Origin of the sequence: Lelliottia sp. F153 (genome assembly GCF_002870005.1) — a bacterium.
Classification (GTDB): domain Bacteria; phylum Pseudomonadota; class Gammaproteobacteria; order Enterobacterales; family Enterobacteriaceae; genus Enterobacter; species Enterobacter nimipressuralis.
Genome location: NZ_PKFT01000008.1, coordinates 179,665 through 204,972 on the forward strand (window position 1 = coordinate 179,665; position 25,308 = coordinate 204,972).

Here is a 25,308-nt window from a genome sequence, read left to right on the forward strand (position 1 = left end):
AAATAAAAAGGGTGGGTAAAAGCGCTGGTTTACCGTGGGCAGGGGTTTATAATGGCGTCTCTGTTAAGGAAAGAGTTGTAGACATGAAGCGCAGCAGAACGGAAGTAGGGCGCTGGCGCATGTTGCGACAAATGAGTCGTCGTAAAGCCCGCTGGCTTGAGGCTCAGTCCCGCCGCAATATGCGTATCCACGCCATCAGAAAATGTGGACTAAGCCATCACCGTAATGCACTGGTGTTTGCCGTTCGCGATCTCTGAGTACCCTGAAGGCACCGTGACAGGTGCCTGATGTTTTCCGCATAACTATCAATTTTCGCAGTATCCTTCGCCCCCTGCTGTTCAGATATAATTCACCTACATAACGTGTTGAATAAAAACAGATGAATCCATTCCTGTGGGTATTGGTTGTGCTTTTTGCGCTGGATGCGCTCAGGGAAAGTTTGGGATTGTCATCATTTTCAGGGCTGGTTGATTTTGTCGGTGCCTGGATGATGCAGTGGAACATATAAAAGGGAAATAAAAAGGGATGAACAGTAAATACCTCGCCGCACTCATGGCCGTGACGGCCCTCGTCGGATGCGCCAACAGCAAAACCGCACCTGAAAGACACGCTTATTACTTCGTTTCTCATCAATCGAATTTTGTCGGTGGAAATTTCGCCAATAGCCAACAGCTCAATTATCGCCTGAATGTGCCGCAGTTTCGCGAGCTCTACGAGCAGGGCAAAACGGACCGCAAAGCGGGGCGCACCCTGGTGGAAGCCAATGAGTATGCGCAAAGTATCCGCGATCAGGTGCTGAAAGGCGTCAAAACTAATAACAGCTTTACGGGCAATAAGAGCGATCAGTGGTCATCTGATATGGAAGAGAAAGATGCGAAGCTGTTCGGGAATGAGCTGGCAGCGTCTTATCTTGACGGGTATAACGGCGTACAATAGCGAAAGTTAACCCTGAAATGCCGCTTAGCTGCGGCATTTTCATTTATTTGATAAAAGGAGCGGGTGGTGTTTGCGGAGTTTGGTGTTCTCAATTTCTGGACTTATGTTGTGGGTGCTTTCTTTATTGTGCTGGTGCCTGGCCCAAATACGTTGTTTGTCTTAAAAACTGGCATCGGCCACGGGGTGAAAAAAGGTTATCTCGCCGCCACGGGGGTTTTCATCGGTGATGCGGTACTGATGTTTCTGGCGTGGGCAGGAGTCGCTGCGCTGATCCAGACCACACCGGTGTTGTTCAACATTGTCCGCTATCTCGGTGCGCTCTATCTGCTGTGGCTGGGTGGCAAAATGCTCTGGTCAGTGATGACGCATAAAAATAGCGCGCAAGCCGGAGGAACGGAACCCGCGAGCATGATCATGAAGCGCTCGCTGGTATTGAGCCTGACCAATCCTAAAGCGATTCTGTTCTACGTCTCATTCTTCGTGCAGTTCATCGACGTCAGCGCGAAAAACACCGGGACCTCTTTCCTGATCCTCGCGACCACTCTTGAGCTTATCAGCTTTATGTACATGAGTTTCCTGATCTTCTCCGGCGCGTTTGTCACCCGCTACCTGAAAACCAAAAAGAAACTGGCGAAGCTGGGAAATGGCTTGATCGGTTTGCTGTTTGTGGGTTTTGCGGCACGACTCGCGTCATTGCATTGAGAACCATCGTCCCGCCAAACGTGAAAGCGGTTGGCGGGACGATATTAAAGGTTTCACATGAATAAGATTCTTATGCTCGCCATTCTGATAAGCCTGGTCTCGGGCTGCGCACCGTTACATCCGTCCGGATGCCATAAAACCACCGCAATGGGTGATTGCAGTTCCGGCCGCTGGGATGACAAGGATGAGTGGGGCGCACAGGCGCGAGCCATCAGAGATGCCATCAATAACCAACTTGTTGATCCTCAGCGCTGGAAAGGAAAACGATGCAGGTTGCACATCCAGTTTGCAGAGGATGGCACGGCGTTAAACATATCGACCAGCGACGGCAATAAAGCCTATTGCGAAGCACTCAAATCCGCAGCCCAGAAAGCTAAGTTCCCGGCATTCACCAATCCCGAAGTATATCGAGACTTTCGCAGAGCCGGTTTTAGTATGCGCGGGGAGTGAATGAGGTGATGGGTATTACTTTTTTCCTGCCCTGTTGCGTCATGTAAAAAATAAAAGCCCCGCACTGGCGGGGCTTTTGGTATCAATGCAATCGTGATGACGATATAGGAAAAGCGCCTGCGGGAGCCTTCCCCCTCACCTCAAAACACTTTCTTGAACGGTCTGACCGTCACTTTCTCATAAACCCCTGCCGCGACGTACGGGTCTGCTTCGGCCCAGGACTGTGCAGCTTCCAGCGATTCAAACTCCGCAATGACCGTAGAACCGCTAAAGCCAGCCGCACCGGGATCGTTGCTATCCACTGCGGGCATCGGGCCGGCGGTCAGTAATTTTCCTTCGTCATGTAACAGTTGCAGACGCGCGAGATGGGCAGGGCGCACGGAAAGTCGTTTTTCCAGAGAATCGGCAACATCTTCAGCGTAAATCACGTAAAGCACGGCGGAGCTCCTTAGCCATAAAAAGTGTCAATTACGTTATGTGAAAGCATCGATGACTGCAATGTAAAGATAACGACCTTGTTAAAACCATAACAAAGATGCGACTTTTTTGGCCTTGCGAGCAGTTAAATCGCGAGAAGATGGAGTGTCTTATTGAATATGATTGCTATTTGCATTTAAAATCAGGGTCTGGTTTTTTAACTGTAACGATTATGACTTCGATGACCCTCGATTTACCTCGCCGCTTTCCCTGGCCGACGCTACTGTCCGTTGTGATCCACGGCGCTGTCGTGGCGGCGCTGCTCTACACTTCGGTTCATCAGGTTATTGAAATGCCAGCACCTGCGCAGCCGATTTCTGTGACGATGGTGTCGCCGGCAGACCTGGAGCCGCAGGTGGTTCCGCCTCCGCCGGAGCCGGTTGTCGAGCCTGAGCCAGAACCAGAACCTGAAGTTGTTCCGGAACCGCCGAAAGAAGCGCCCGTGGTGATCCACAAGCCGGAGCCAAAACCTAAGCCGAAGCCAAAACCGAAGCCGGTGAAAAAGGTCGAGGAGCGTCCGAAGCGTGAAGAGCGTCCGGTCGAACCCCGCGCGGTACAGTCAACCCAGAACACCGCACCCGCGAAACCGGTCATGAATAGTTCGCCGACGACGACGAAGCCGGTGGTGTCTGCTCCTTCTGGTCCGCGCGCGATGAGCCGCAATCAGCCGCAGTATCCTGCGCGTGCACAGGCCCTGCGCATTGAAGGACGTCTGCGTGTGAAGTTCGACGTGACCGCGGATGGCCGTGTCGATAACGTCGAAGTGCTCTCGGCGCAACCAGCAAACATGTTCGAGCGAGAGGTGAAAGCCGCGATGCGTAAATGGCGCTACGAGCCTGGCAAGCCGGGGAATGGACTTATCGTTAACATCGTCTTCCGCCTGAACGGCGGGGCGCAGATGGAATAAACAAGAAAGCCTCCAGATGGAGGCTTTTTTTATACCTGTGGCAGTGGGCGAGGTTTGCCCTGATTGTCCACCGCGACATAGATAAACAGCGCTTCAGTCGCCTTGTAGCGCTGGCCAATCGGCTCGGAAGAGACCTTCTTCACCCAGACTTCAATGTTGATCGATATCGACGTGTTACCGCGTTTGACGCAGCGTGCGTAGCAGCACACGACATCACCCACTGCGACCGGACGTAAAAATGTCATCCCGTCGACTCTGACCGTCACCACGCGGCCATGTGCGATCTCTTTTGCGAGGATCGCGCCACCCATGTCCATCTGGGCCATTAACCACCCGCCAAAGATGTCACCGTTCGCATTGGTGTCGGCAGGCATAGCAAGTGTGCGTAAAACCAGTTCGCCCTGAGGGGCGTCATTCGTTGTTGTCATTGTTTCTTAAGCTCGTTACGGAAGACGACAGGCGGGATGCTACTATGATTTACAGCTGGTGGGAAATACGAAAAGCAGACGGTCGGGAAGAGAAAAGGCCAGACAGCACGCTGCCTGGCCTTCAATTTTAGTGCTTATCGTCCTGAGGCATATGACGATAGATATACACACCGCTAAGCAGCGTGAAAATCAGCGTCAACGCCGTCAGGCCAAAGACCTTGAAGTTGACCCAGATATTCTGCGGCAGCCAGAACGCAATGTAGATATTCGCCAGTCCGCAGAGGATAAAGAACAGCGCCCAGGCGATATTCAGGCGCGACCACACTTCCTGAGGAAGGGTGATCTCTTTGCCCAGCATGCGCTGAATCAGTGGTTTGTTCATCACCCACTGGCTGAACAGCAGCGCACCCGCGAACAGTGCGTAAATGACCGTCACTTTCCATTTGATAAATTCATCGTTATGGAAGAACAGGGTTAATCCCCCAAACACCGCCACCAGTACAAAGGTGATCAGCGCCATTTTTTCGACTTTACGGTAACGCACCCAGCTGTAAATCAGCACCACGGCCGTCGCGACGATTAACGCGGCTGTGCCGGCATAGATGTCGTAGAGCTTGTAAAACGCGAAAAACACGACCAGTGGTAAAAAATCAAGAAACTGCTTCATTCTTCGATTCCATTATCTGCTTTCAGGGAGACTATTGGCGAATCAACATATACAGGCGGAATAAATAGACCAGCAACACGGCTGAAATCAGGTTACTCAGCGTGTTTGCAACCACCGCACCGACGTTTGGCGTCAAGACCGCAAAGTTCGGTGCAAACAGCAGCAGCAGGGTTTTAGCCAGCAGCCAGCTGATCACCGCCGGGGCCACCAGGCGCATATTTGCCCATGCCAGTTTTACACTGCTGCGCATGGCTGTAAATATTCCCATCTTGTCCTGCACCAGCATCACCGGGGCGAACGAGAGGATAATTGCCAGCAGTACACCCGGCACGACCACCAGCATCACCCCAATCTGCACCAGCATGGTGGTCAAAAAGATCAGGATGAACAGTTTAGGCAGTACAGGCGCGCTGGCACCGATGGCGCGCAGGGCGCTGACGCGATGTCCCGCAGAAATGAGCTGAACCATCAGCAAGACACCGCCCGCCAGAATCGCATTACCGATCAAACCCGAGAAGGTCGATGCCGCAGAGGCGCGCAGCAAAATCTGCTGCTGTTCTGGCGTCATGTTCTGAACCAGATCAAACAGCCCGCCGCTGCCGGCGAGATGATCGCCCTGGCTCAGGGTGGCAATTTGATCATCACTCGGCGAAAACGCATGGCCAAGCACCACCGTGATAAACGCGCAAAGCAAGGCGATCAGTAAAAAAGTAATGAACTGATTGCGGAAGAAATTCCCCGTGTCACGGTAGACGGACTTCGCCGTGATAGACATGCACTCTCCTTGAGTATTGCAGGTATTAATAAGCGGGCAATTGTACCCTGGATAACTCTGTCGTGGCAGCACCATGACTTGTATGGAAAAGCATATCTTTGTAAAGCCTCGGTCATTTTGCAAAATTGACCTGAGACGAGGATATGCGTGTCTGTTTGCACGGCAAAAATTAATCTGGATCAATGAATGTTAAATTACCAGACCAAGTGTGATCTGAGTTAGATCACTTGTTACTTATTTATGAGTATATTCACCGCGCCAATAAAACCACAACGATGGAGCGGATATGAAAAAGTTAGCAGTGGCAGCCCTGATCTTAAGCAGTATTTCTGGCGGTGCGTACGCACATGAAGCGGGTGAGTTCTTTATTCGTGCGGGTTCGGCAACGGTTCGCCCGACAGAGGGATCGGACAATGTGCTGGGGAGTCTGGGCGGCTTTAACGTCAGCAACAATACCCAACTGGGCCTGACGTTCACCTATATGGCAACGGAAAATGTCGGTATTGAACTTCTGGCGGCAACGCCATTCCGCCACAAAGTCGGCACCGGTCCGACGGGAAATATTGCAACGGTTCATCAGCTCCCGCCAACCCTGATGGCGCAGTGGTACTTCGGTGATGCCAGCAGCAAAGTGCGTCCGTATATCGGTGCAGGTGTGAACTACACCACCTTCTTCGACGAGAAGTTTAACGATACGGGTAAAGAGAATGGTCTTTCCGATCTGAGTCTGAAAGATTCCTGGGGTGCTGCGGGGCAGGTCGGGCTGGATTATCTGATCAACCGCGACTGGCTGCTGAACATGTCCGTCTGGTATATGGATATCGACACCGACGTGCGCTTCAAGGCTGGCGGCGAACAGCAGAGCGTTCATACGCGCCTGGACCCATGGGTGTTTATGTTCTCGGCGGGTTATCGTTTCTGATTGCTTCGACGCTCGTAAAAAACTGGTCGTACTGCGGCCAGTTTTCATTGATCAACGCTATGCCACCAGCTCCGGCATATGCTTATGTACAAACTCCAGCACTTTCTCACCGTCCAGTGAGGCAAACGGATAGCTTTCGATAACCGTGATCGGCTGGCCTTCGCCAATCACTGCCCGTAATTCTTCAAGCTTATATTGAATATGCGGCGCGACTAAAAAGGCGTCAAAAGCCGGGGCGACGCTGGCGAAATTATCCAGCCCGACGGCGCTTATCAGCAGTTTCATTCCGCGCGCATCAGCAGCATGCTGCATTTTCCTGGCAAGCGACTGGGCGGTATTGCCGAACAGACAACATATCAGTAACTTTTTCATCAGATTATCCTCATGGAAACTGTGGATACAGTATTCTTCGTGATAAAAAGAAAATGAGAGCTAACGCAACGTGTTGGTTGTTTTTTCATCGGCAATGCGGAGGGAACAACGTTCCCGCTGGGGAACGTTGTCAGAGGGGCGTTACTTCTGAATCAAATAGCGAATGGTCGGGCCGTCCTGCTGAATATCTAACACGGTATAGCCGTGATTTTTGGCATCCAGTGGAATGTTATTGATCGACTGAGGACAATCGCTGACCACCTCCAGAATTTCCCCTTTCTTCAGTTGCGGCAGGGCTTCGAGGGTGGCGACGGCCGGGTACGGACAAGGTTCGCCAACCATATCGAGGCGATAATCAGGGACAATTTGCGTCATGCCACATTCTCCTGTGTTTCAGTGTTACGCGCGGTGCGACGAAAGAATCGTTTCTCCTGGGCGATAACCAGTAAAAAGGCGATCAACAGCAGGGCGTAGGTGACCAACAGCCCTCCCAACGGACCAAAGGTGTTCAGCAGATTGACTTTATCCCAACTGGTGGCGAGTGCAGGTGAGAGATCGTCCCAGTAATACGCCAGAATAGTCGAGCCGATGACGTTGCCGAGACCCACCCACCAGTAGTGCACCTGTCCTTCTACAGCACGGTACATCCAGCCGGTTTCGCATCCGCCCGCCAGCACAATACCGAAGCCAAACAGCAAACCACCAATCACCGCATTCGGGCCGGCCCACATGATTTTTGGCTCCACGCCCAGCTGCACATAGCTGAAAATACCGATGGCGCTGACCGCCATCCCGGCAATAATTGCTTTTGCCATCATGGTGCGCCCGGTGATCCACATATCGCGGAACGCCGAGGTAAAGCAGATTTGCGCGCGCTCAATCAGCAGCCCAAAGCCGACGCCAAACAGCATCGCCAGCCCCAGTTTTGGCTGATTAAATGCGGTGCACAGTGCCCACACAATCATCGCGAAAAAGACCAGCATCCCCAGACGGAAACGGCGCTTAGCCTGATCCGGTTTTTGCGTAAGCGGGGAGGCGGCGCTGACTTTGGTCATTTTGACCGGAATGCGAAAGATAGGCAGCAGCGTGAAACGCGCGCCAAAGTAAGAACCGATGGCGGTCGCCACGGCGAAAAACCAGGCATGCAGGGAAAACTGAGGAATACCCGTGAAGAAGGCCGCCAGGTTGCACCCCATCGCCAGACGCGCGCCAAACCCGGCGATAATCCCGCCCGCGATGGCCTGCGCAATACGAATACGGCTGCGGGGCATACGCAGTTTGACGTTATTGGCCCACAGCGCCGCCGCAAAACAGCCGCCGAACATCCCGATAATCATCATCCCGTCGATGCGGGTGAGCGGGGTGCCCTCCAGATGAATCAGCTTAAAATAACCCCACTCTTCGGCATGCACGCCCGCCAGCTGCAAAAGCTGTCCGCCCCAGCGGGTAAATTCACCCGTGACCGCCCAGAAGGTGCCGGTAATGCCAAAATAGTAGGTAGAGAGGATACCCGCAGCGATGACTGCAGGAACAGGGGACCAGAACTTAATCAGATAAGCCTGTTTGAAGTGTTGCCATGACATGTGTAAACCTCTGAACTCAGAAGGATTTAAAACGGCTGAGAGCCGAAAAGAAAGGGGATCATACTCTTACGATCCTATTTGAAAAGTGTCGTTCACCCAAAAGCTCGACCCGATCAATTTTGTCCTCACCCTTAAGTCGTAGAGGCTCTGCCGTTTTCCTTTCAGTTCATCACAAACACCGTGCGTTTTTTGCTGTCATCCTGTGACCACGCCTGAGCGACAACTTCCAGCCGTGCCCTGGTGGTGGCGATCGTGAATCCACCGGGAACCGCCGCCTGAAACATCTCACCCGTGGCATGAATGAGCTGTGCAAGCGACAGGCTGCCAATCCCGCTGCCCATTAATTGAATCGGAGAGGCGCGCAGCACCGCGCTCGGCAGCGCAATCTCCGCGCCGGAAAGTGAGCCGACCTGAACAAAACGCATCGGCGTCAGCCCTGGCGTGTGTTTTGCCAGGGCGTTGAGAATAGCGAGCGCGCTCTGCCCCCACAGATAGTCGATCACCACATCAATCTGCTGGGCCGCCTGGTCTGCAAACGCCTGTCCGATGCGCGCGTTATCGTCATTCAGCAGTATGCTCACATCCGCATTAAGGCGGGACAGTGCCTGCGGATTGCGGCCCGTAACGATGATTTTCCCGGCGCCACGGTAGCGGGCAATTTGCACCGCAAGCTGCCCGGCACTGCCCGTGGCCCCGTTGATAAGCACGGTCTCACCTGGCTGAAACTTCGCGCGCGTCACCAGTGCGGCCCACGCCGACATTCCCGGATTCGCCATCGCGGCGGCGGTGGCGTCGTCCAGCCCCTCAGGTAAGGGAATACAGAGATTCATATCGACTGGGGCAAACTCCGCCATGCTGCCCCAGGGGGACGGCGGAAACGCAAAATAGACGCGCTGACCTGCTTCGGTGACGCCCGTTCCGTCGATCCCGGCGATAAAGGGCAGTGTACCGTCAAAACTGTAGTGCTTACCGGAGGCCCGGCTTTTCACCACATGGCTGATTGCCGAGGCGGTAACGCGAACGAGGTGCTGGCCTGGCTCAGCGTTAGGTGTTGCGAAATCGGCGTAAACCGGCCCAGCGAGCGGATCATAAACAACGGCTGCTTTCATACACTTTCTCCTGTTGTGGAATATGTGTAAAATGCACATATCTTTTAGAGCACTATACTCGCCAGGAAAATATATGCAATATGCACATAAATACGATGTCACGGATTTTCACGGCGCACTGCTGGATATCATGGGCGTGATGAATCAGCCGCAACGCGACAACACCTTGCTGTCGGAGGCGGGCGTTTCGCTGGATCAAATTTTGTTCCCGTTGCTCATCACCATCGATCGCTACGGCCCGCTGGGCGTGGTCGAGCTTGCCGACAGGCTGGGGCGCGATTACACCACCGTCAGTCGCCAGGTTAAACGTCTGGAGGCACAAGCGCTGGTGCAGAAAAAGCCAGGCGCGACGGATAAACGGGTTTCCGAAGTATCCACCTCGGCGCAAGGAAAAGCGTTAACGATGAAAATCGCGCAGGCGCGTATGACGCTAATGAACCAGATTTTCAGCGACTGGCAGGAAGACGAGGTGGGGAGTCTGTTTCGGCTGGTGCGCAAATACGCGGACAGTATTAAAGGGGAATAACCGTCTGGCGGGTCGCCAGACGGTGAGAAGACTCAGCCCTTGCGCGTCGCCGCTTTCATCGCGGTGACGAAGTCGCGCAGTTCAGTCAGCATCTGCTCTGGCTTATCGACGTTGCGCTCGATAATTTTCACAATCGCCGATCCGGAGATAGCGCCTGCGGCATTGGCATCAATCGCTGCGGTGACCTGCTCTGGCGATGAAATTCCGAAGCCCTGCAGCGGAGGGGCAGCGTGATACTCGGCCAGTTTTTCCACCAGATGATGCAGGGGAAGCGCCGCTTTGTTTTCCGCACCGGTAACGCCCGCGCGCGACAGCAGATAGGTATACCCGCGACCGTAAGAGGCAATCTGGCGCAGCAGTTCGTCATCGGCGTTTGGCGGGCAGATGAAGATCGGCGCGACGTTGTGACGCATCGCTGCCTGACGGAACGGTGCAGACTCTTCTACCGGCACATCGGCGACCAGCACTGAATCAACGCCCACGCGTGCACATTCGGCGTAGAAATTATCGATACCTTTGCTGAAGACCAGGTTGGCATACATCAGCAGGCCAATCGGAATGGTCGGATGCTTCTGGCGGATCGCCGCCAGCATCTCAAAGCACTGGGTTGGGGTCACGCCTGCGGCAAAGGCGCGCAGGGTGGCGTTCTGAATGGTCGGGCCATCCGCCAGTGGATCGGAGAACGGGATCCCCAGCTCCAGCGCATCGGCACCCGCAGCAATTAAGGTGTCGATAATTTTCAGCGACTGCTCCGGGCCTGGATCGCCCAGCGTGACGAAGGGAACAAACGCGCCTTCCTTGCGGGCTTTCAGTTCAGCAAATGCGTTATCGTAGCGTTCCATCAGATTTCCCCTCGTGCTTTCAGAATATCGTGAACGGTGAAGATATCTTTGTCACCGCGACCGGAAAGGTTAACCACCAGCAGCTGCTCTTTTTCCGGGTTTTCTTTAATCATCTTCAGCGCATGAGCCAGCGCGTGAGAAGACTCCAGCGCCGGGATAATCCCTTCGTTGCGGCACAGAGTTTTGAACGCTTCCAGCGCTTCGTCATCGGTAATCGAGACATAATCCGCGCGGCCGATGCTGTTCAGATGCGCGTGCTGCGGCCCGACGGACGGAAAATCCAGCCCGGCGGAGATAGAGTAAGACTCCTCAATCTGGCCTTCGTCGGTTTGCATCATCGGCGACTTCATGCCGAAGTAAATACCCACGCGGCCATGTTTCAGCGGCGCACCGTGCTCGCCGGTTTCAATGCCGTGACCCGCAGGTTCGACACCGATCAGGCCCACACTTTCGTCATCAATAAAATCAGCAAACATGCCGATGGCGTTAGAACCACCACCGACGCAGGCGATAACCGCATCCGGCAGACGACCCTCTTTTTCGAGGATCTGCGCTTTGGTCTCTTCCCCGATCATGCGCTGAAATTCACGCACGATGGTCGGGAACGGGTGTGGACCCGCAGCGGTACCAAGCATGTAGTGCGCGGTATCGTAGCTGCCAGACCAGTCGCGCAGCGCTTCGTTACAGGCATCTTTCAACGTGGCGGAGCCGCTGTGTACCGGGATCACTTCGGCACCCATCAGACGCATACGGAATACGTTCGGCGACTGACGCTCTACATCCTTCGCACCCATGTAAATACGGCATTTCAGGCCGAGCAGGGCGCTGGCGAGCGCTGATGCCACGCCGTGCTGGCCTGCACCGGTCTCGGCGATGATTTCGGTTTTGCCCATCCGCTTGGCAAGCAGCGCCTGGCCCAGCACCTGGTTGGTTTTGTGCGCGCCGCCGTGGAGCAGATCTTCACGCTTAAGGTACAGGGTGGTGTTTGTGCCTTCGGTCAGGTTACGGCATTTGGTCAGCGCCGTCGGGCGGCCCGCGTAGTTTTTCAGCAGGTCGGTAAATTCCGCCTGGAAGGCCGGATCTTTCTGCGCGCTGACAAACGCTTCTTCAAGCTGGCGCAGGGCAGGCATCAAAATCTGCGGCACGTACATGCCACCAAACTCACCAAAATAGGGATTTAATAAAGTTGTCATTTGCTCTTCCTTAATATGCACGCAGCGTCTTGAATACCGAGGCCAGCTTACTGGCATCTTTGATACCCGGCTGAGACTCCACGCCAGAATTGAAATCGAGACCCGCACAGCCAGCTTTCGCGGCTTCTACGCAGTTATCAGGGCTTAATCCACCCGCCAGCAGGACGTTGTCCAGCTTTTCACCGTTCAGCAGGGACCAGTCGAAGCGAACGCCGGTTCCGCCCTGGCCGTTGTCCAGCACATATTTATCGACATGCTGGAGATCGCGTGGAGGCAGCGTGTCGCTCACGCTTTGCGCTTTCCAGATTTGCACCTGCGGTGCCAGTGCCTGGCGAAGCTCATTGATGTACGCCTGATCTTCGTTGCCGTGCAGCTGCACGGCAGCCAGCGATAAGTTTTCAGCTTTGGCGGCGACCTCCGAAACTGGCGCATCGCGGAACACGCCAACATAGCTCAGCGGTGCAGCGGCAATCACGTCGCGGGCCTGATCTTCCGTTACCACTCGCGCAGACGAGTCGACAAAAATCAGCCCGCCGTAGACGGCACCCGCCTCGAGGGCGGCGGCGGCGTCCTGAGGGCGCGTCAGCCCACAGACTTTGTTCTCACCCAACAGCACGCGGCGAACGGCGGCATTCAAATCGTCGTGGGACATCAGCGCCGAGCCAATCAAAAAGCCATTTGCGAAATGGCTCAACTCGCGAACCTGGGCATAAGTATTAATGCCCGATTCGCTGATAACGGTGACCCCAGCCCCGAGACGTGGCGCCAGCTGGCGCGTACGGTTCAGGTCAATGGAGAGATCGCGCAGGTCGCGGTTATTGATGCCGACGACTTTGGCTTTCAGCGCAATGGCGCGTTCCAGCTCCTCTTCGTTGCTCACTTCTGTCAGCACACCCATATTCAGGCTGTGGGCGACGGCGGCCAGTTGTCGATACTGCTCGTCATCCAGCACGGAGAGCATCAGCAGGCAGGCGTCGGCCTGATAAAAACGCGCGAGCCAGATTTGGTACGCATCAATAATGAAGTCTTTGCACAGAATCGGCTGCGGGGCGATCTGGCTGACAATCGGCAGAAAATCAAAACTGCCCTGGAAATATTTCTCATCCGTCAGCACCGAAATGGCTGACGCATGGTGTTTGTAGACCCCGGCAATACGCGCGGGATCGAAGTCGTCGCGGATCACGCCTTTCGATGGCGAGGCCTTTTTGCACTCCAGGATAAACGCGGTGCGCGCGCCCTGCAGGGCATCATAAAAACGGCGCTGGCTGGGAACCACGTCATTCTGGAAACTGGCCAGTGGCTGCTGCTCTTTGCGCGCTTCTACCCAGATGGCCTTATCGGCGACGATTTTCGCTAAAACGGTCTGCATCATTTACCCTCTTGCCGCAAGTGCGGTAACGCGGTCGTAAGCTGCGCCGGAGCGCAATACGGCCATGACTTTTTGTGCGTTAGCCTGTAAGTCTTCTTCGCCGTGCAAACGCATCAACATCGCGACGTTGGCGGCGACAGCGGCCTCATGGGCGGCTTCACCTTTACCTTGTAGCAAGCGTGTCAGAATGTCACGGTTTTCTTCCGGGGTGCCGCCTGCCAGCTGTTCCTGATGATAGGGCGTCAGGCCAAAGTCGGCAGCGTCCAGCTGATAGCTCTGAATTTCGCCGTCGCGCAACTCGGCAACCAGCGTTGGCGCATGGAGCGACACTTCATCCATTCCGCCGCTGTGAACCACGGCCGCACGCTGATAGCCCAGCACGCGCAGGGTTTCCGCAATCGGCAGTACCAGTTCCGGGCTGTAGACGCCAATCAAAGCCAGCGGCGGATGCGCCGGGTTGATCAACGGCCCCAGCACGTTAAACAGGGTGCGGGTTTTCAGCTGCTGACGGACCGGCATCGCGTGGCGGAAACCGGTGTGATATTTCGGCGCGAACAGGAAGCAGACACCCAGATCGTCCAGCGCTTCACGGGAACGTTCAGCGTTCATGTCGAGGTTAATCCCGAACGCGGCCAGCAGATCGGAAGAGCCTGAGCGGCTGGAGACGCTGCGGTTACCGTGTTTCGCCACTTTCATGCCGCAGGCCGCCGCCACGAAGGCGCTGGCGGTGGAGATATTAATGCTGTTGCTGCCGTCACCACCGGTGCCGACGATATCCGCGAACGCATAATCCGGACGCGGGAACGGGGCGGCGTTTTCCAGCAGGGCGGTGGCCGCACCGGCAATTTCCTGTGGCTGCTCACCGCGCACTTTCATGCTGACCAGCGCGGCGGCCAGCTGTTCTGGCTTCAGCTCACCGCGAACCACCGCAGAGAAAAGCTGGTGGCTCTCCTGCTGGGTCATCGTCTGGGCCTGGTAGAGTTTTTCCAGAATCGGCTGCAGCGTGTTGGTTTGCTCCAGCTTCTGCAGCGCCCAGTTGAGGGTCTGCTCCAGCAGGCGTGCACCGTTAGAGGTCAGAATCGATTCCGGATGGAACTGCAGGCCGCAGACGCGATCAGCGTCGTGACGCACGGCCATTACCATTCCTTCAAAAGAGGCGTTGATCGTCAGCCCCGCCGGAATATTGCTGCCGACCAGCGAGTGATAACGCGCGACCGGCAGCGGGTTTGGCAGCCCGGCAAACATCGCCTGGCCGTCGTGTTCAATGCTGGAGGCTTTACCGTGCAGAATTTCACCCGCCTGGCCGACGTATCCGCCGTACGCTTCAACAATCGCCTGGTGCCCAAGGCAGATGCCGATAATCGGCAGTTTGCCGCGCATACGGGTCAGCAGCTCAGGCATACAGCCCGCTTCGCTCGGCGCACCCGGGCCTGGAGAGAGCATCAGCACCGGGTTTTGCATGGTTTCCAGGCGCTCAATCAGGGTTTGCGCCGGAACATGATTGCGGTAAATCACCACGTTGTGCCCGTTTGCACGCAGCTGGTCTGCCAGGTTGTAAGTAAAGGAGTCGATATTATCGAGCAGCAGAATGTCAGCCATCAGAAAATCTCCTGTGCGTGGTGTGCGGTGGCAATGGCGCGCAATACCGCGCGAGCTTTACTGCGAGTTTCGTCAGCTTCAGACTGCGGAACAGAATCGAGAACAATGCCTGCGCCTGCCTGGACGGTGGCAATGCCATCTTCCACGTAGGCGGAGCGGATGACGATACAGGTGTCCAGATCGCCGTGCGCGGTGAAGTACCCCACGGCGCCGCCGTAGCTGCCACGACGACGGCCTTCGGCTCCGGCAATCAGCTGCATCGCACGGACTTTCGGCGCGCCGCTCAGGGTGCCCATATTCATGCAGGCACGATAGGCGTGCAGCGCGTCGAGGTCATGGCGCAGCTCGCCAACTACACGAGACACCAGGTGCATCACGAAGGAGTAACGGTCGACTTTAGTCAGATCCGCGACATACCGAGTGCCTGGCGTACAAATGCGCGCCAGATCGTTACGGGCCAGGTCGACCAGCATCAGGTGTTCGGATAACTCTTTATGATCCGTACGCATCTCAAGCTCAATGCGGCTGTCGAGATCGCGATCTAAGGAGCCATCCGCACGGCGACCGCGCGGTCGTGTACCGGCAATCGGATAAATTTCAATCTGGCGGCTAGGCGCGTCATATTTCAGCGAACTTTCTGGCGACGCGCCGAACAGGGTGAAATCGTTGTCCTGCATAAAGAACATGTACGGGCTTGGGTTGCTTTTCTTCAGCACGTCATACGCGGCCAGCGGAGACGGGCACGGCAGCGAGAAGCGGCGCGATGGCACCACCTGGAAAATCTCACCGGCGCGAATCGCTTTCTGCATCTGACGTACAACGGCACCGTACTGGTCATCTGTCTGATTCGTTTCACACTGCATATGATCGATACGCTGGACCGGCAGCGCCGTCGGCTCTTCGGTCATCTGCTGCTGAAGCTGTTCGATACGCTGCGCCAGACGCTGTTTTTCCGAAACCGAAGGGGTGAACAGGCTCGCCTGAATGCGGGTGTACTTTTTCTGATGGTCAATCACCATCAGCGTTTCCGCCAGATAGAAGCAGTAATCCGGGCAGCGATTGCCTTGTTCGGTTTCAGGCAGGTCTTCAAAACCGGCCACCAGGTCATAGGCAAACAGCCCGCCGAAGAACATCGCTTCGCGCTCATTCTCTGGCACTTCGACCAGGTTTTGCAGCAGGCGGAAGGCGTCAAACACGCAGAGGGAGCAGAGACGCGCGTCTTCGTCCAGCAGCTGGCTGACCGGCGGGAAATGCAAAATGCGTGTTTCCGGGCGCTGTTCGTTTTCGATACCCGCTGGCAGCGCCGCATCAAGCAGCGGGAGCAGGGCGGAACCGTTTTCAGACAGTGCTTTAATGGTGACAGTGTCACCTAATGCGGTAATACGCAGTGCGCTATCAACCAGCAGCAGGCTTTTCAGATCGTCTTTACTGTCGATGTCAGCAGACTCGAGCAGCAGGGTGGCCGGGCGTGCACCGCACACCTGGTGGAATAAGGCGGTAGGGTTGTGGCGATACACGGCTTCGCAGGTCAGCAACTCAAGGTGTGTTTTAGCGGTTTGCATATTGTTGTTCTCATTAATTCTGTTCATAAAAAAGCCCGCATCGTGGCGGGCCTGGTATCTGTTTGCAATTTGCAGACGAGTGACACTGCCCGAGGATCAGGAAGTGCGCCACCAACCGTGCAGAGAGAAATGTGCTTTCATTTTCAGATACCTTCTTGAGTGAACTTGCGTACTAGTTAACTAGTTCGATGGCGTATTGTCAACCCCTGATTTCAGAATTTGCGCTTAAGCCGTTATCATAGCCCTCTGTTATACGACAAACCTGTGATGGAAACCGCTTTGAGCGAGACAAAATACGCCGTGATTTATGATTTACACAGCCACACCCAGGCCTCTGATGGCCTGCTGACGCCCGAAGCGCTGGTTCACCGCGCGGTAGAAATGCGTGTAGGTACGCTGGCAATAACCGATCACGACACCACGGATGCTATTCCGGCGGCACGCGCGGAGATTGCCCGCAGCGCGCTGCCCTTGACGCTGGTATCCGGCGTAGAAATCTCCACGGTCTGGGAAAATCACGAAATTCATATTGTCGGCCTGAATATTGATATCGAACATCCGGCCCTGTGTGCGTTCCTCGAAGAGCAGAAAGCGCGCCGCAATCAACGCGCGGAACTGATTGGCGAGCGGCTGGAGAAAGCGCAGATTCCCGGCGCGCTGGAAGGGGCACGACGCCTGGCTAACGGCGGCGCTGTGACGCGCGGCCACTTCGCCCGTTTTCTGGTCGAAGCGGGTAAAGCGAATAACTTTGCCGATGTCTTCAAAAAATATCTGGCACGCGGTAAAACCGGTTACGTTCCGCCACAGTGGTGTACAATAAAACAAGCTATTGATGTCATTCATCATTCTGGCGGCAAGGCGGTGCTGGCCCATCCAGGTCGGTATAACCTTTCGGCTAAGTGGCTGAAAAGACTGCTGGCGCACTTCGCCGAACAGGGTGGAGAAGCGATGGAAGTTTCCCAGTGCCAGCAGGCACCCAATGAGCGTAGTCAGCTGGCGACCTATGCGCGTCAGTATGGTCTGCTTGCGTCGCAAGGCTCGGATTTCCATCAGCCTTGTGCATGGATTGAGCTGGGGCGTAAGCTCTGGTTACCCGCAGGCGTGGAACCCGTCTGGGCACTTTGGGAGCAGCCGCAGCAATATATTGAAGAGAGGGAAGCATGAGTCAATTTTTCTATATTCACCCGGATAACCCGCAGGCGCGTCTGATCAATCAGGCGGTTGAGATCGTTCGCAAGGGCGGTGTGATTGTCTATCCGACCGATTCCGGCTATGCGCTGGGCTGCAAAATCGAAGACAAAGGGGCGATGGAGCGCATTTGCCGCATCCGTCATCTGCCGGACGGGCATAACTTTACCCTGATGTGCCGCGATCTTTCGGAAATCTCGACCTACGCCTACGTAGACAACGTCGCTTTCCGTTTAATCAAAAATAACACGCCGGGCAACTATACTTTCATTCTGAAAGGGACCAAGGAAGTGCCGCGCCGTCTGTTGCAGGAAAAACGCAAAACGATCGGGATGCGCGTGCCGTCTAACCCGATTGCGCAAATGTTGCTTGAGACCCTCGGCGAACCGATGCTGTCGACCTCCCTGATGCTGCCGGGCAGCGATTTCACCGAGTCCGACCCGGAGGAGATCAAAGACCGTCTGGAGAAACAGGTAGACCTGATTATTCACGGTGGCTACCTCGGCCAGCAGCCGACGACGGTCGTTGATTTGACGGAAGATGCACCAGAAGTGATTCGTGAAGGCGTGGGTGACGTAAAGCCTTTCTTGTAAAGGTATAAGCGGCTATACTACGCGGCCATCAAAACAGCGGTAGACCGCTATTTTGACCCTAATTCGACGCCTGTGAAGGCGACACCTGAAGGATGCTCAATGAGCGAAAAATTACAGAAAGTGCTGGCGCGTGCTGGCCACGGTTCACGCCGTGAAATCGAAACGATTATCGAAGCGGGTCGCGTCAGCGTTGACGGCAAAATTGCCAAGCTGGGTGACCGCGTTGAAGTCGTTCCGGGGATGAAGATCCGTCTCGACGGTCATGTGATCTCCGTGAAAGAGTCTGCTGAACAGATTTGCCGCGTGCTGGCTTACTACAAGCCGGAAGGCGAGCTGTGTACACGTAACGACCCGGAAGGCCGCCCAACCGTCTTTGACCGTCTGCCAAAACTGCGCGGCGCGCGCTGGATTGCGGTAGGCCGTCTGGATGTGAACACCTGCGGTCTGCTGCTGTTCACCACCGACGGTGAACTGGCTAACCGCCTGATGCACCCAAGCCGAGAAGTGGAACGTGAATACGCTGTGCGTGTTTTCGGCCAGGTTGATGAAAATAAACTGCGTGACCTGTCGCGCGGCGTTCAGCTTGAAGATGGTCCTGCGGCGTTCAAAACCATTAAATTCACCGGTGGTGAAGGGATCAACCAGTGGTATAACGTCACGCTGACGGAAGGTCGTAACCGTGAGGTTCGTCGTCTGTGGGAAGCGGTTGGCGTGCAGGTGAGTCGTCTGATTCGCGTGCGCTACGGTGACATTCTGCTGCCGAAGGGGATTCCGCGCGGTGGTTACACCGAGCTGGATTTGACCCAGACTAACTACCTGCGTGAACTGGTGGAACTGCAGCCAGAAACCACGACCAAAGTGGCGGTTGAAAAAGAACGTCGTCGCGTGAAAGCGAATCAGATTCGTCGCGCGGTGAAACGCCACAGCCAGGTGAGCACCTCTCGCCGCTCTGGCAGCCGTAACAACAACGGCTAAAAATAAACCCGGCGGCTGCCGGGTTTTTCTTTTCTAGTAGTCGATACCGATTTGCGCTTTTATTCCGGCGTCAAACGCATGTTTGACCGGGCGCAGTTCGCTGACCGTATCGGCCAGCTCCAGAATATCCCGATGGCAGCCGCGTCCGGTCACAATGACCGTCTGGTGGACAGGGCGATTTTTCAACGCGTCCAGCACCTCTTCCAGGGGCAGATAATCATATGCCACCATGTAGGTAATTTCATCCAGCAGGACCATGTTCAGCGTCGGATCGGCCAGCATCCGTTTTGCGTGTTCCCACACGGCGAGGCAGGCGGCGGTATCGCTTTCACGGTTTTGCGTGTCCCAGGTAAAACCGGTCGCCATTACCTGAAATTCCACGCCGTGCGGCTCCAGCAGATTACGCTCACCGTTTGGCCATTCGCCTTTGATGAACTGAATCACACCCACTTTCTGACCGTGACCGACAGCGCGCGTGGCGGTGCCAAAGGCTGCCGTGGTTTTGCCTTTTCCGTTGCCGGTAAACACGATAACAATGCCGCGTTCTTCCTGCGCGGCGGCGACTCGGGCATCGACCTGTTCTTTCAGACGCTGCTGGCGCTGCTGATGGCGTTCTTCACTCATTGCGAAATCCCTGGCTTACGGCCCGGCTGGGCATCAAATGTCATACCGGTTTTACGGCGGCTATCGTCGCCCATCAGCCACAGATAGAGCGGCATAATCTCAGCGGGAGTTTTGAGCTTTTGCGGATCTTCTGTCGGGAACGCGCTGGCGCGCATGCCCGTGCGCGTGCCGCCTGGATTAATGCAGTTGACGCGCAGATGGCGGGTCTGATACTCCTCGGCCAGCACCTGCATCATCCCTTCGGTGGCAAACTTCGACGCGGCGTAAGCGCCCCAGTTGGCTCGCCCCTGACGCCCGACGCTCGACGAGGTGAATACCAGCGATCCGGATTCAGACTTGAGTAATAAAGGAAGCAGCGCCTGGGTGAGGAAAAAGGTGCCGTTAACGTTAACCTGCATCACCTGCTGCCAGATCTGCGGGTCCTGCTCATCCATCGGACGCACTTCTCCGAGCAGACCGGCATTGTGCAGCACACCGTCCAGGCGCGGGTAGTGCGCGGCGATACGCTGTGCAAGCTCCGTGCAGGAGTCCGGCGTACAGGTCAGTAAATCGAGGATATACCAGCGCGGCGTCTCTCCGCTGGCGTCACTAATCTCTTGCGCCACGCGGCGCAGCTTTTCTTCATTCCGACCGAGTAGTACTACCTGTGCGCCGTGGCGAGAGTAGGTGAGTGCCGCTTCACGGCCAATGCCGTCGCTGGCACCGGTCACCAGGATGATGCGGTTTTGCAGTAGATCTTTTTGTGGTTGATAGTGCACGAATACTCCTGTGGCGCATGACGGGCCTGCGGCGCCTGCTTTTCTTTCACTTTTTGGCTTTATGCCCGAAACGGCGGGTGATTTCAATCAGTCTACAGGAGAGAAGGCTTCTGAATTAACAATTTGCAACGATTTCAGCCACAAGAAGAAATTCTGGAAAGCGCCTCGCAGCGGTATTGTCGTATGCGAGACGCCTGGCAAAGGCTGTTGTACACTGGTCGTGAAAGATTCGTGGTTAAATCAAGGTGGAACACGTGGAATTACTTTCTGAGTACGGTCTGTTTTTGGCCAAAATCGCGACAGTGGTTATCGCTATAGCGGTGATTGCAGTGCTGATCGTGAACCTGACGCAGCGTAAGCGTCAGCGTGGTGAACTGCGCATTACCCGCTTAAGCGAGCAGTATAAGGAGATGCAGGAAGACATGTCGGTGGCGCTGCTGGATGGACATCAGCAGAAACAGTGGCATAAGGCGCACAAGAAAAAGCTAAAGCTTGAAGCCAAAGCGGCAAAAGCGAAGGCGAAACAGGATCATCAGGAAACGACGAAACCACGGGTCTATGTGCTGGATTTTAAAGGCAGTATGGATGCCCATGAAGTTACTTCACTTCGCGAAGAGGTCACGGCGGTACTGGCGGTCGTAAAACCTCAGGACCAGGTCGTTCTGCGCCTCGAAAGCCCGGGTGGAGTGGTGCATGGCTACGGTCTGGCCGCCTCTCAGCTGCAGCGCCTGCGTGAAAAACAGATTCCGCTGACGGTTGCGGTGGATAAAGTCGCGGCCAGCGGTGGCTATATGATGGCCTGTGTTGCCGATAAAATCGTGGCCGCGCCCTTTGCCATTCTCGGCTCGATCGGGGTGGTGGCGCAGATCCCTAACTTTAATCGTTTTCTAAAAAATAAAGAGATCGACATCGAGCTGCACACCGCCGGGCAGTATAAGCGCACCCTGACCCTGCTGGGCGAGAACACGGAAGAGGGCCGACAGAAATTCCGTGAAGATCTCAACGAAACGCATCATCTGTTTAAGGACTTCGTTAAACGGATGCGTCCGTCGCTGGACATCGAGCATGTAGCGACCGGTGAACACTGGTATGGCCTTCAGGCACAGGAAAAAGGGCTGGTAGATGAAGTGGGTACCAGCGATGACCTGCTGTTGAGCCTTATGGAGGGCCGTGAGCTGGTGGGCGTACGCTATACTCAACGTAAGAGAATGCTTGACCGCTTCACAAATAGTGCCGCCGAGAGCGCGGACCGCTTGCTGTTGCGTTGGCTACAACGCGGACAAAAACCGCTGCTGTAAACAAAAACGCGAGGCATTTGCCTCGCGTTTCGCGTTAATCGACCAGGTGATATTTCTCTGAGAGCGCATGGGCCAGGTATTTAAACATGTTAAATACCGCCGTGCTCTTAGGGGTGGGTAACCCTTGCTCATCGAGATAGTATTCGCCGCTGAACACCAGCACGCCGTTACGTTGCTCAACGCCGGTGGCTTCGATACCGGCCAGGGTATCTTCGTGTTCACGAATCAGTTTGTTGGCTTCGACAAGCAAAGTCTCACGATCGATAGGTTGGGTATTTTGCTGCATATTCCACTCCTTAAACAGTGGCAATAGTCTACGCCGGACGCGCACCCTGGGCAAATTTTCCCTGTTTTTCGCGGGGCTACGCGCCTGGTGCAAAGCTGGCACGATTTGCTTTTGCATGCTAATAAAGTTGCGTAACAGATTTTATCAGGTAGAGTGTGCGCTTTCGTCATTCTGGCAACAGAATTGCTTGACATTCGACCGAAAGCTCGTCGCATAGTCATTTTGATAAGAGTGAAATGCCCGATAACTCAATCACCTGGACAGGTTCTGCTGTTGTCCGGTAGGAAGAAAGGGGTTGATATCCCCTGGCGTCGTCGCAATATCAACAACGCGTCGCCAGCGGAAGGGAAATCAACATGCGGCGTATTCCTGGAAGAATTAAATTAGGTAAAGGTGAATATGGGTAAAGCTCTCGTCATCGTTGAGTCCCCGGCAAAAGCCAAAACGATCAATAAGTATCTGGGTAATGACTATGTGGTTAAATCCAGTGTTGGTCACATCCGCGATTTGCCGACCAGTGGCTCAGCCAGTAAAAAGAGCGCAGACTCTACCTCCACCAAAGGGGCTAAGAAGCCTAAAAAGGATGAACGTAGCGCGCTCGTCAACCGTATGGGTGTCGATCCCTGGCACGAGTGGGAAGCACAGTACGAAGTGCTGCCCGGCAAAGAGAAAGTCGTTAATGAGCTGAAGCAGCTCGCCGAAAAAGCTGACCACATCTATCTCGCAACCGACCTTGACCGCGAAGGGGAAGCCATTGCATGGCACCTGCGGGAAATCATTGGTGGTGATGACTCGCGATACAGCCGTGTCGTGTTTAACGAGATTACAAAGAATGCGATTCGTCAGGCGTTTGAAAAGCCGGGCGAACTGAATATCGATCGTGTAAACGCTCAACAGGCGCGTCGTTTTATGGACCGCGTGGTGGGCTACATGGTTTCGCCACTGCTGTGGAAGAAAATCGCGCGTGGCCTTTCCGCTGGACGTGTTCAGTCCGTAGCGGTGCGTCTGGTCGTCGAGCGTGAGCGCGAAATCAAAGCGTTTGTGCCGGAAGAGTTCTGGGAAATCGATGCGAATGTCGCAACGCCAGGCGGTGATGCACTGCCGCTGCAGGTGACCCACGAAAAAGACAAACCGTTCCGTCCGGTTAATCGCGATCAAACCATGGCGGCGGTTGCGCTGCTGGAAAAAGCCCGATATCAGGTGCTGGATCGTGAAGACAAACCGACGAGCAGCAAACCGGGCGCGCCTTTCATTACCTCTACGCTCCAGCAGGCGGCCAGTACGCGTCTGGGCTTTGGCGTGAAGAAAACCATGATGATGGCGCAGCGCTTGTATGAAGCGGGTTACATCACTTATATGCGTACCGACTCAACGAACCTGAGCCAGGACGCCGTAAGCATGGTGCGCGACTACATTAGCGATAATTTCGGCAAGAAATACCTGCCGGAAAGCGCTATCCAGTATGCGAGCAAAGAAAACTCTCAGGAAGCGCACGAAGCGATCCGTCCGTCCGATGTGGCTGTCGAGTCCGAAGCCCTGAAAGACATGGAAACCGATGCCCAGAAGCTGTATCAGCTGATCTGGCGTCAGTTCGTGGCCTGCCAGATGAATCCGGCAAAATACGACTCTACAACACTGACCGTAGGCGCAGGCGATTTCCGTCTGAAAGCGCGCGGCCGTATCCTGCGCTTTGACGGCTGGACGAAAGTCATGCCAGCACTGCGTAAAGGTGATGAAGATCGTACGCTGCCAGCCGTGAACAAGGGCGATGAGCTTTCGCTGACGGAACTGATCCCGGCCCAGCACTTCACCAAGCCGCCTGCGCGTTTCAGCGAAGCGTCACTGGTGAAAGAGCTGGAAAAACGCGGTATCGGCCGCCCGTCCACCTATGCGTCGATCATTTCGACCATTCAGGATCGTGGCTACGTTCGCGCTGAGAACCGTCGTTTCTACGCTGAAAAAATGGGTGAGATCGTGACAGATCGTCTGGAAGATAACTTCCGCGAGCTGATGAACTACGACTTCACCGCGCAGATGGAAGACCGCCTCGACCAGGTGGCTAACCATCAGGCTGAATGGAAGAAGGTGCTCGACAGCTTCTTCGGCGATTTCACCCAACAACTGGAGAAAGCTGAAAAAGCGCCAGAAGAGGGCGGAATGCAGCCGAACCAGATGGTCCTGACCAGCATCGAATGTCCGACCTGTAGCCGCCAAATGGGTATCCGTACCGCGACTACCGGCGTGTTCCTCGGCTGTTCTGGCTATGCCTTAACGCCGAAAGAGCGCTGCAAAACCACCATCAACCTGGTGCCAGAGAACGAAGTTCTCAACGTGCTGGAAGGTGACGATGCAGAAACCAACGCGTTGCGTGCGAAACGCCGTTGCCAGAAATGCGGCACGGCGATGGACAGCTACCTGATCGATCCGAAGCGTAAATTGCATGTCTGCGGTAACAACCCGACCTGCGATGGCTACGAAATCGAAGAGGGCGAGTTCCGCATCAAAGGCTACGACGGCCCGATTGTGGAGTGCGAGAAGTGTGGTTCTGAAATGCACCTGAAAATGGGGCGTTTCGGTAAGTACATGGCGTGTACCAACGACGAATGTAAGAACACGCGTAAGATCCTGCGTAACGGCGAAGTGGCTCCTCCGAAGGAAGATCCGGTTCCGTTGCCAGAACTGCCGTGTGAAAAGTCTGACGCGTACTTCGTGCTGCGTGACGGTGCTGCGGGCGTGTTCCTCGCCGCCAACACCTTCCCGAAATCGCGTGAAACCCGTGCGCCGCTGGTGGAAGAGCTGTACCGCTTCCGCGACCGTCTGCCAGAGAAACTGCGTTATCTGGCCGATGCGCCGCAGCAGGATCCGGAAGGCAATAAGACCGTTGTCCGCTTTAGCCGTAAAACGAAGCAGCAGTACGTCGCTGCCGAGAAAGAGGGTAAAGCGACCGGCTGGTCTGCATTCTTCGTGGATGGTAAATGGGTTGAAGGCAAGAAATAATCTTTTCTTCCTGTGACTTACCTGAAAGGGCCGGAATTCCGGCCCTTTTTTATCCCTGCATGAACACCACCTCCTATGGAGGTGGTCAGCAATAAGTTGGCTCTGCCAATAATGCTACTCATGGGAAAATCCGAATCTGTTATCCCCATAACTGATAAGGATTTAACCAT

The 25,308-nt window shown here is 55.1% G+C and carries 30 protein-coding genes, 1 pseudogene and 1 other annotated feature; of the genes and pseudogenes, 13 read left to right on the plus strand and 18 right to left on the minus strand.

Features of this window, described 5'->3' with window-relative positions:
* Window positions 1-83 precede the first annotated feature (83 nt).
* The 5 genes from F153LOC_RS21545 (at window position 84) to F153LOC_RS17355 (ending at window position 2,088) form a co-directional block, all read left to right on the plus strand.
* Window positions 84-257: a YciY family protein gene (locus F153LOC_RS21545; RefSeq protein ID WP_087892605.1), complete on the plus strand. Its 174-nt coding sequence runs from the start codon at window positions 84-86 to the stop codon at window positions 255-257.
* 122 nt (window positions 258-379) lie between these two features.
* Window positions 380-508: a KPN_01571 family protein gene (locus F153LOC_RS21895; RefSeq protein WP_213015980.1), complete on the plus strand. Its 129-nt coding sequence runs from the start codon at window positions 380-382 to the stop codon at window positions 506-508.
* A 17-nt stretch (window positions 509-525) separates the two neighbouring features.
* Window positions 526-936: an Exc2 family lipoprotein gene (locus tag F153LOC_RS17345; protein ID WP_102103879.1), complete on the plus strand. Its 411-nt coding sequence runs from the start codon at window positions 526-528 to the stop codon at window positions 934-936.
* A 66-nt stretch (window positions 937-1,002) separates the two neighbouring features.
* Entirely contained in the window at window positions 1,003-1,638 is a 636-nt protein-coding gene (gene leuE / locus F153LOC_RS17350) for a leucine efflux protein LeuE (protein WP_100779948.1), read from the plus strand.
* Window positions 1,639-1,695: 57 nt separating this feature from the next.
* Window positions 1,696-2,088, plus strand: a complete 393-nt coding sequence (locus F153LOC_RS17355) for a cell envelope integrity TolA C-terminal domain-containing protein (RefSeq protein ID WP_233210351.1) — start codon at window positions 1,696-1,698, stop codon at window positions 2,086-2,088.
* Between the two features lie 140 nt (window positions 2,089-2,228).
* Here the strand turns inward: F153LOC_RS17355 and F153LOC_RS17360 are convergent, their stop codons facing one another.
* The gene (locus F153LOC_RS17360; protein WP_100779949.1) at window positions 2,229-2,525 is read right to left on the minus strand and encodes a YciI family protein; all 297 of its coding nucleotides are present in this window, start codon (window positions 2,523-2,525) and stop codon (window positions 2,229-2,231) included.
* 221 nt (window positions 2,526-2,746) lie between these two features.
* Here F153LOC_RS17360 and tonB point away from each other — a divergent pair, with 221 nt between their 5' ends.
* On the plus strand, window positions 2,747-3,472 hold the full coding sequence (gene tonB / locus F153LOC_RS17365) for a TonB system transport protein TonB (RefSeq protein WP_102103878.1): 726 nt from the start codon (window positions 2,747-2,749) through the stop codon (window positions 3,470-3,472).
* A 29-nt stretch (window positions 3,473-3,501) separates the two neighbouring features.
* On the opposite strand, the gene yciA is transcribed toward tonB, so the two are convergent.
* From yciA to F153LOC_RS21550, 4 genes and pseudogenes are all read right to left on the minus strand, one after another.
* Window positions 3,502-3,900: an acyl-CoA thioester hydrolase YciA gene (gene yciA / locus F153LOC_RS17370; RefSeq protein WP_100779951.1), complete on the minus strand. Its 399-nt coding sequence runs from the start codon at window positions 3,898-3,900 to the stop codon at window positions 3,502-3,504.
* A gap of 127 nt (window positions 3,901-4,027) precedes the next feature.
* On the minus strand, window positions 4,028-4,567 hold the full coding sequence (locus F153LOC_RS17375) for a septation protein A (protein WP_100779952.1): 540 nt from the start codon (window positions 4,565-4,567) through the stop codon (window positions 4,028-4,030).
* Window positions 4,568-4,598: 31 nt separating this feature from the next.
* On the minus strand, window positions 4,599-5,342 hold the full coding sequence (locus F153LOC_RS17380) for a YciC family protein (protein ID WP_100779953.1): 744 nt from the start codon (window positions 5,340-5,342) through the stop codon (window positions 4,599-4,601).
* Window positions 5,343-5,367: 25 nt separating this feature from the next.
* Window positions 5,368-5,454: pseudogene (locus F153LOC_RS21550) on the minus strand (YkgJ family cysteine cluster protein); the annotation flags it as partial.
* A gap of 174 nt (window positions 5,455-5,628) precedes the next feature.
* On the opposite strand from F153LOC_RS21550, the gene ompW reads away from it, so the two are divergent.
* Window positions 5,629-6,264 carry an outer membrane protein OmpW gene (gene ompW, locus F153LOC_RS17385; RefSeq protein ID WP_100779954.1) on the plus strand — a complete coding sequence of 212 codons (636 nt, stop codon included), beginning with the start codon at window positions 5,629-5,631 and terminating at the stop codon, window positions 6,262-6,264.
* Window positions 6,265-6,321: 57 nt separating this feature from the next.
* Here the strand turns inward: ompW and F153LOC_RS17390 are convergent, their stop codons facing one another.
* The 4 genes from F153LOC_RS17390 to F153LOC_RS17405 all read right to left on the minus strand — a co-directional run bounded on the left by F153LOC_RS17390 (window position 6,322) and on the right by F153LOC_RS17405 (window position 9,328).
* Window positions 6,322-6,636: a PTS sugar transporter subunit IIB gene (locus F153LOC_RS17390; RefSeq protein ID WP_102103877.1), complete on the minus strand. Its 315-nt coding sequence runs from the start codon at window positions 6,634-6,636 to the stop codon at window positions 6,322-6,324.
* A 141-nt stretch (window positions 6,637-6,777) separates the two neighbouring features.
* Window positions 6,778-7,011 carry a sulfurtransferase-like selenium metabolism protein YedF gene (yedF, locus tag F153LOC_RS17395; RefSeq protein ID WP_100779956.1) on the minus strand — a complete coding sequence of 78 codons (234 nt, stop codon included), beginning with the start codon at window positions 7,009-7,011 and terminating at the stop codon, window positions 6,778-6,780.
* Window positions 7,008-8,219 carry a selenium metabolism membrane protein YedE/FdhT gene (gene yedE / locus F153LOC_RS17400; RefSeq protein ID WP_102103876.1) on the minus strand — a complete coding sequence of 404 codons (1,212 nt, stop codon included), beginning with the start codon at window positions 8,217-8,219 and terminating at the stop codon, window positions 7,008-7,010. Before yedE ends, yedF begins: the two co-directional genes overlap by 4 nt.
* 161 nt (window positions 8,220-8,380) lie before the next feature.
* Window positions 8,381-9,328, minus strand: a complete 948-nt coding sequence (locus F153LOC_RS17405) for a zinc-binding alcohol dehydrogenase family protein (protein ID WP_102103875.1) — start codon at window positions 9,326-9,328, stop codon at window positions 8,381-8,383.
* Between the two features lie 73 nt (window positions 9,329-9,401).
* Between F153LOC_RS17405 and F153LOC_RS17410 the strand changes: the two genes are divergently transcribed.
* The gene (locus F153LOC_RS17410) at window positions 9,402-9,854 is read left to right on the plus strand and encodes a MarR family winged helix-turn-helix transcriptional regulator (protein ID WP_100779959.1); all 453 of its coding nucleotides are present in this window, start codon (window positions 9,402-9,404) and stop codon (window positions 9,852-9,854) included.
* 32 nt (window positions 9,855-9,886) lie between these two features.
* Here F153LOC_RS17410 and trpA read toward each other — a convergent pair whose 3' ends face one another.
* From trpA to trpL, 6 genes are all read right to left on the minus strand, one after another.
* A complete protein-coding gene (gene trpA / locus F153LOC_RS17415; RefSeq protein ID WP_102103874.1) occupies window positions 9,887-10,696 on the minus strand; it encodes a tryptophan synthase subunit alpha in 810 nt (269 codons plus the stop codon).
* Window positions 10,696-11,889, minus strand: a complete 1,194-nt coding sequence (gene trpB / locus F153LOC_RS17420) for a tryptophan synthase subunit beta (RefSeq protein ID WP_102103873.1) — start codon at window positions 11,887-11,889, stop codon at window positions 10,696-10,698. Before trpB ends, trpA begins: the two co-directional genes overlap by 1 nt.
* 10 nt (window positions 11,890-11,899) lie before the next feature.
* Entirely contained in the window at window positions 11,900-13,258 is a 1,359-nt protein-coding gene (gene trpCF / locus F153LOC_RS17425; RefSeq protein WP_102104131.1) for a bifunctional indole-3-glycerol-phosphate synthase TrpC/phosphoribosylanthranilate isomerase TrpF, read from the minus strand.
* A gap of 3 nt (window positions 13,259-13,261) precedes the next feature.
* Window positions 13,262-14,857: a bifunctional anthranilate synthase glutamate amidotransferase component TrpG/anthranilate phosphoribosyltransferase TrpD gene (gene trpD / locus F153LOC_RS17430; RefSeq protein ID WP_100779962.1), complete on the minus strand. Its 1,596-nt coding sequence runs from the start codon at window positions 14,855-14,857 to the stop codon at window positions 13,262-13,264.
* Window positions 14,857-16,419 carry an anthranilate synthase component 1 gene (locus F153LOC_RS17435; protein WP_102103872.1) on the minus strand — a complete coding sequence of 521 codons (1,563 nt, stop codon included), beginning with the start codon at window positions 16,417-16,419 and terminating at the stop codon, window positions 14,857-14,859. The genes trpD and F153LOC_RS17435 overlap by 1 nt, the downstream gene beginning before the upstream one ends.
* Window positions 16,420-16,444: 25 nt before the next feature.
* Window positions 16,445-16,539 (minus strand) — a sequence feature (Trp leader region).
* Window positions 16,516-16,560 (minus strand): trp operon leader peptide, encoded by a 45-nt coding sequence (trpL, locus tag F153LOC_RS21900; RefSeq protein WP_107704263.1) that lies wholly within the window; start codon window positions 16,558-16,560, stop codon window positions 16,516-16,518. (Overlaps the previous feature by 24 nt.)
* A 138-nt stretch (window positions 16,561-16,698) precedes the next feature.
* Between trpL and rnm the strand changes: the two genes are divergently transcribed.
* The 3 genes from rnm (at window position 16,699) to rluB (ending at window position 19,175) form a co-directional block, all read left to right on the plus strand.
* Complete coding sequence (gene rnm / locus F153LOC_RS17440) at window positions 16,699-17,583, plus strand: RNase AM (protein WP_102103871.1); 885 nt, start codon at window positions 16,699-16,701, stop codon at window positions 17,581-17,583.
* Window positions 17,580-18,200, plus strand: a complete 621-nt coding sequence (locus tag F153LOC_RS17445; protein WP_095282224.1) for an L-threonylcarbamoyladenylate synthase — start codon at window positions 17,580-17,582, stop codon at window positions 18,198-18,200. The genes rnm and F153LOC_RS17445 overlap by 4 nt, the downstream gene beginning before the upstream one ends.
* 99 nt (window positions 18,201-18,299) lie before the next feature.
* Window positions 18,300-19,175 (plus strand): 23S rRNA pseudouridine(2605) synthase RluB, encoded by an 876-nt coding sequence (rluB, locus tag F153LOC_RS17450; RefSeq protein WP_102103870.1) that lies wholly within the window; start codon window positions 18,300-18,302, stop codon window positions 19,173-19,175.
* 33 nt (window positions 19,176-19,208) lie between these two features.
* Here the strand turns inward: rluB and cobO are convergent, their stop codons facing one another.
* Complete coding sequence (cobO, locus tag F153LOC_RS17455) at window positions 19,209-19,799, minus strand: cob(I)yrinic acid a,c-diamide adenosyltransferase (protein ID WP_100779965.1); 591 nt, start codon at window positions 19,797-19,799, stop codon at window positions 19,209-19,211.
* Window positions 19,796-20,557 carry a YciK family oxidoreductase gene (locus F153LOC_RS17460; RefSeq protein ID WP_102103869.1) on the minus strand — a complete coding sequence of 254 codons (762 nt, stop codon included), beginning with the start codon at window positions 20,555-20,557 and terminating at the stop codon, window positions 19,796-19,798. Before F153LOC_RS17460 ends, cobO begins: the two co-directional genes overlap by 4 nt.
* Window positions 20,558-20,811: 254 nt before the next feature.
* On the opposite strand from F153LOC_RS17460, the gene sohB reads away from it, so the two are divergent.
* The gene (gene sohB, locus F153LOC_RS17465) at window positions 20,812-21,855 is read left to right on the plus strand and encodes a protease SohB (protein ID WP_102103868.1); all 1,044 of its coding nucleotides are present in this window, start codon (window positions 20,812-20,814) and stop codon (window positions 21,853-21,855) included.
* Between the two features lie 34 nt (window positions 21,856-21,889).
* Here the strand turns inward: sohB and F153LOC_RS17470 are convergent, their stop codons facing one another.
* Window positions 21,890-22,141: a YciN family protein gene (locus F153LOC_RS17470; RefSeq protein ID WP_100779968.1), complete on the minus strand. Its 252-nt coding sequence runs from the start codon at window positions 22,139-22,141 to the stop codon at window positions 21,890-21,892.
* 399 nt (window positions 22,142-22,540) lie between these two features.
* Between F153LOC_RS17470 and topA the strand changes: the two genes are divergently transcribed.
* Entirely contained in the window at window positions 22,541-25,138 is a 2,598-nt protein-coding gene (gene topA, locus F153LOC_RS17475; protein ID WP_102103867.1) for a type I DNA topoisomerase, read from the plus strand.
* The last annotated feature ends 170 nt before the right edge of the window (window positions 25,139-25,308 follow it).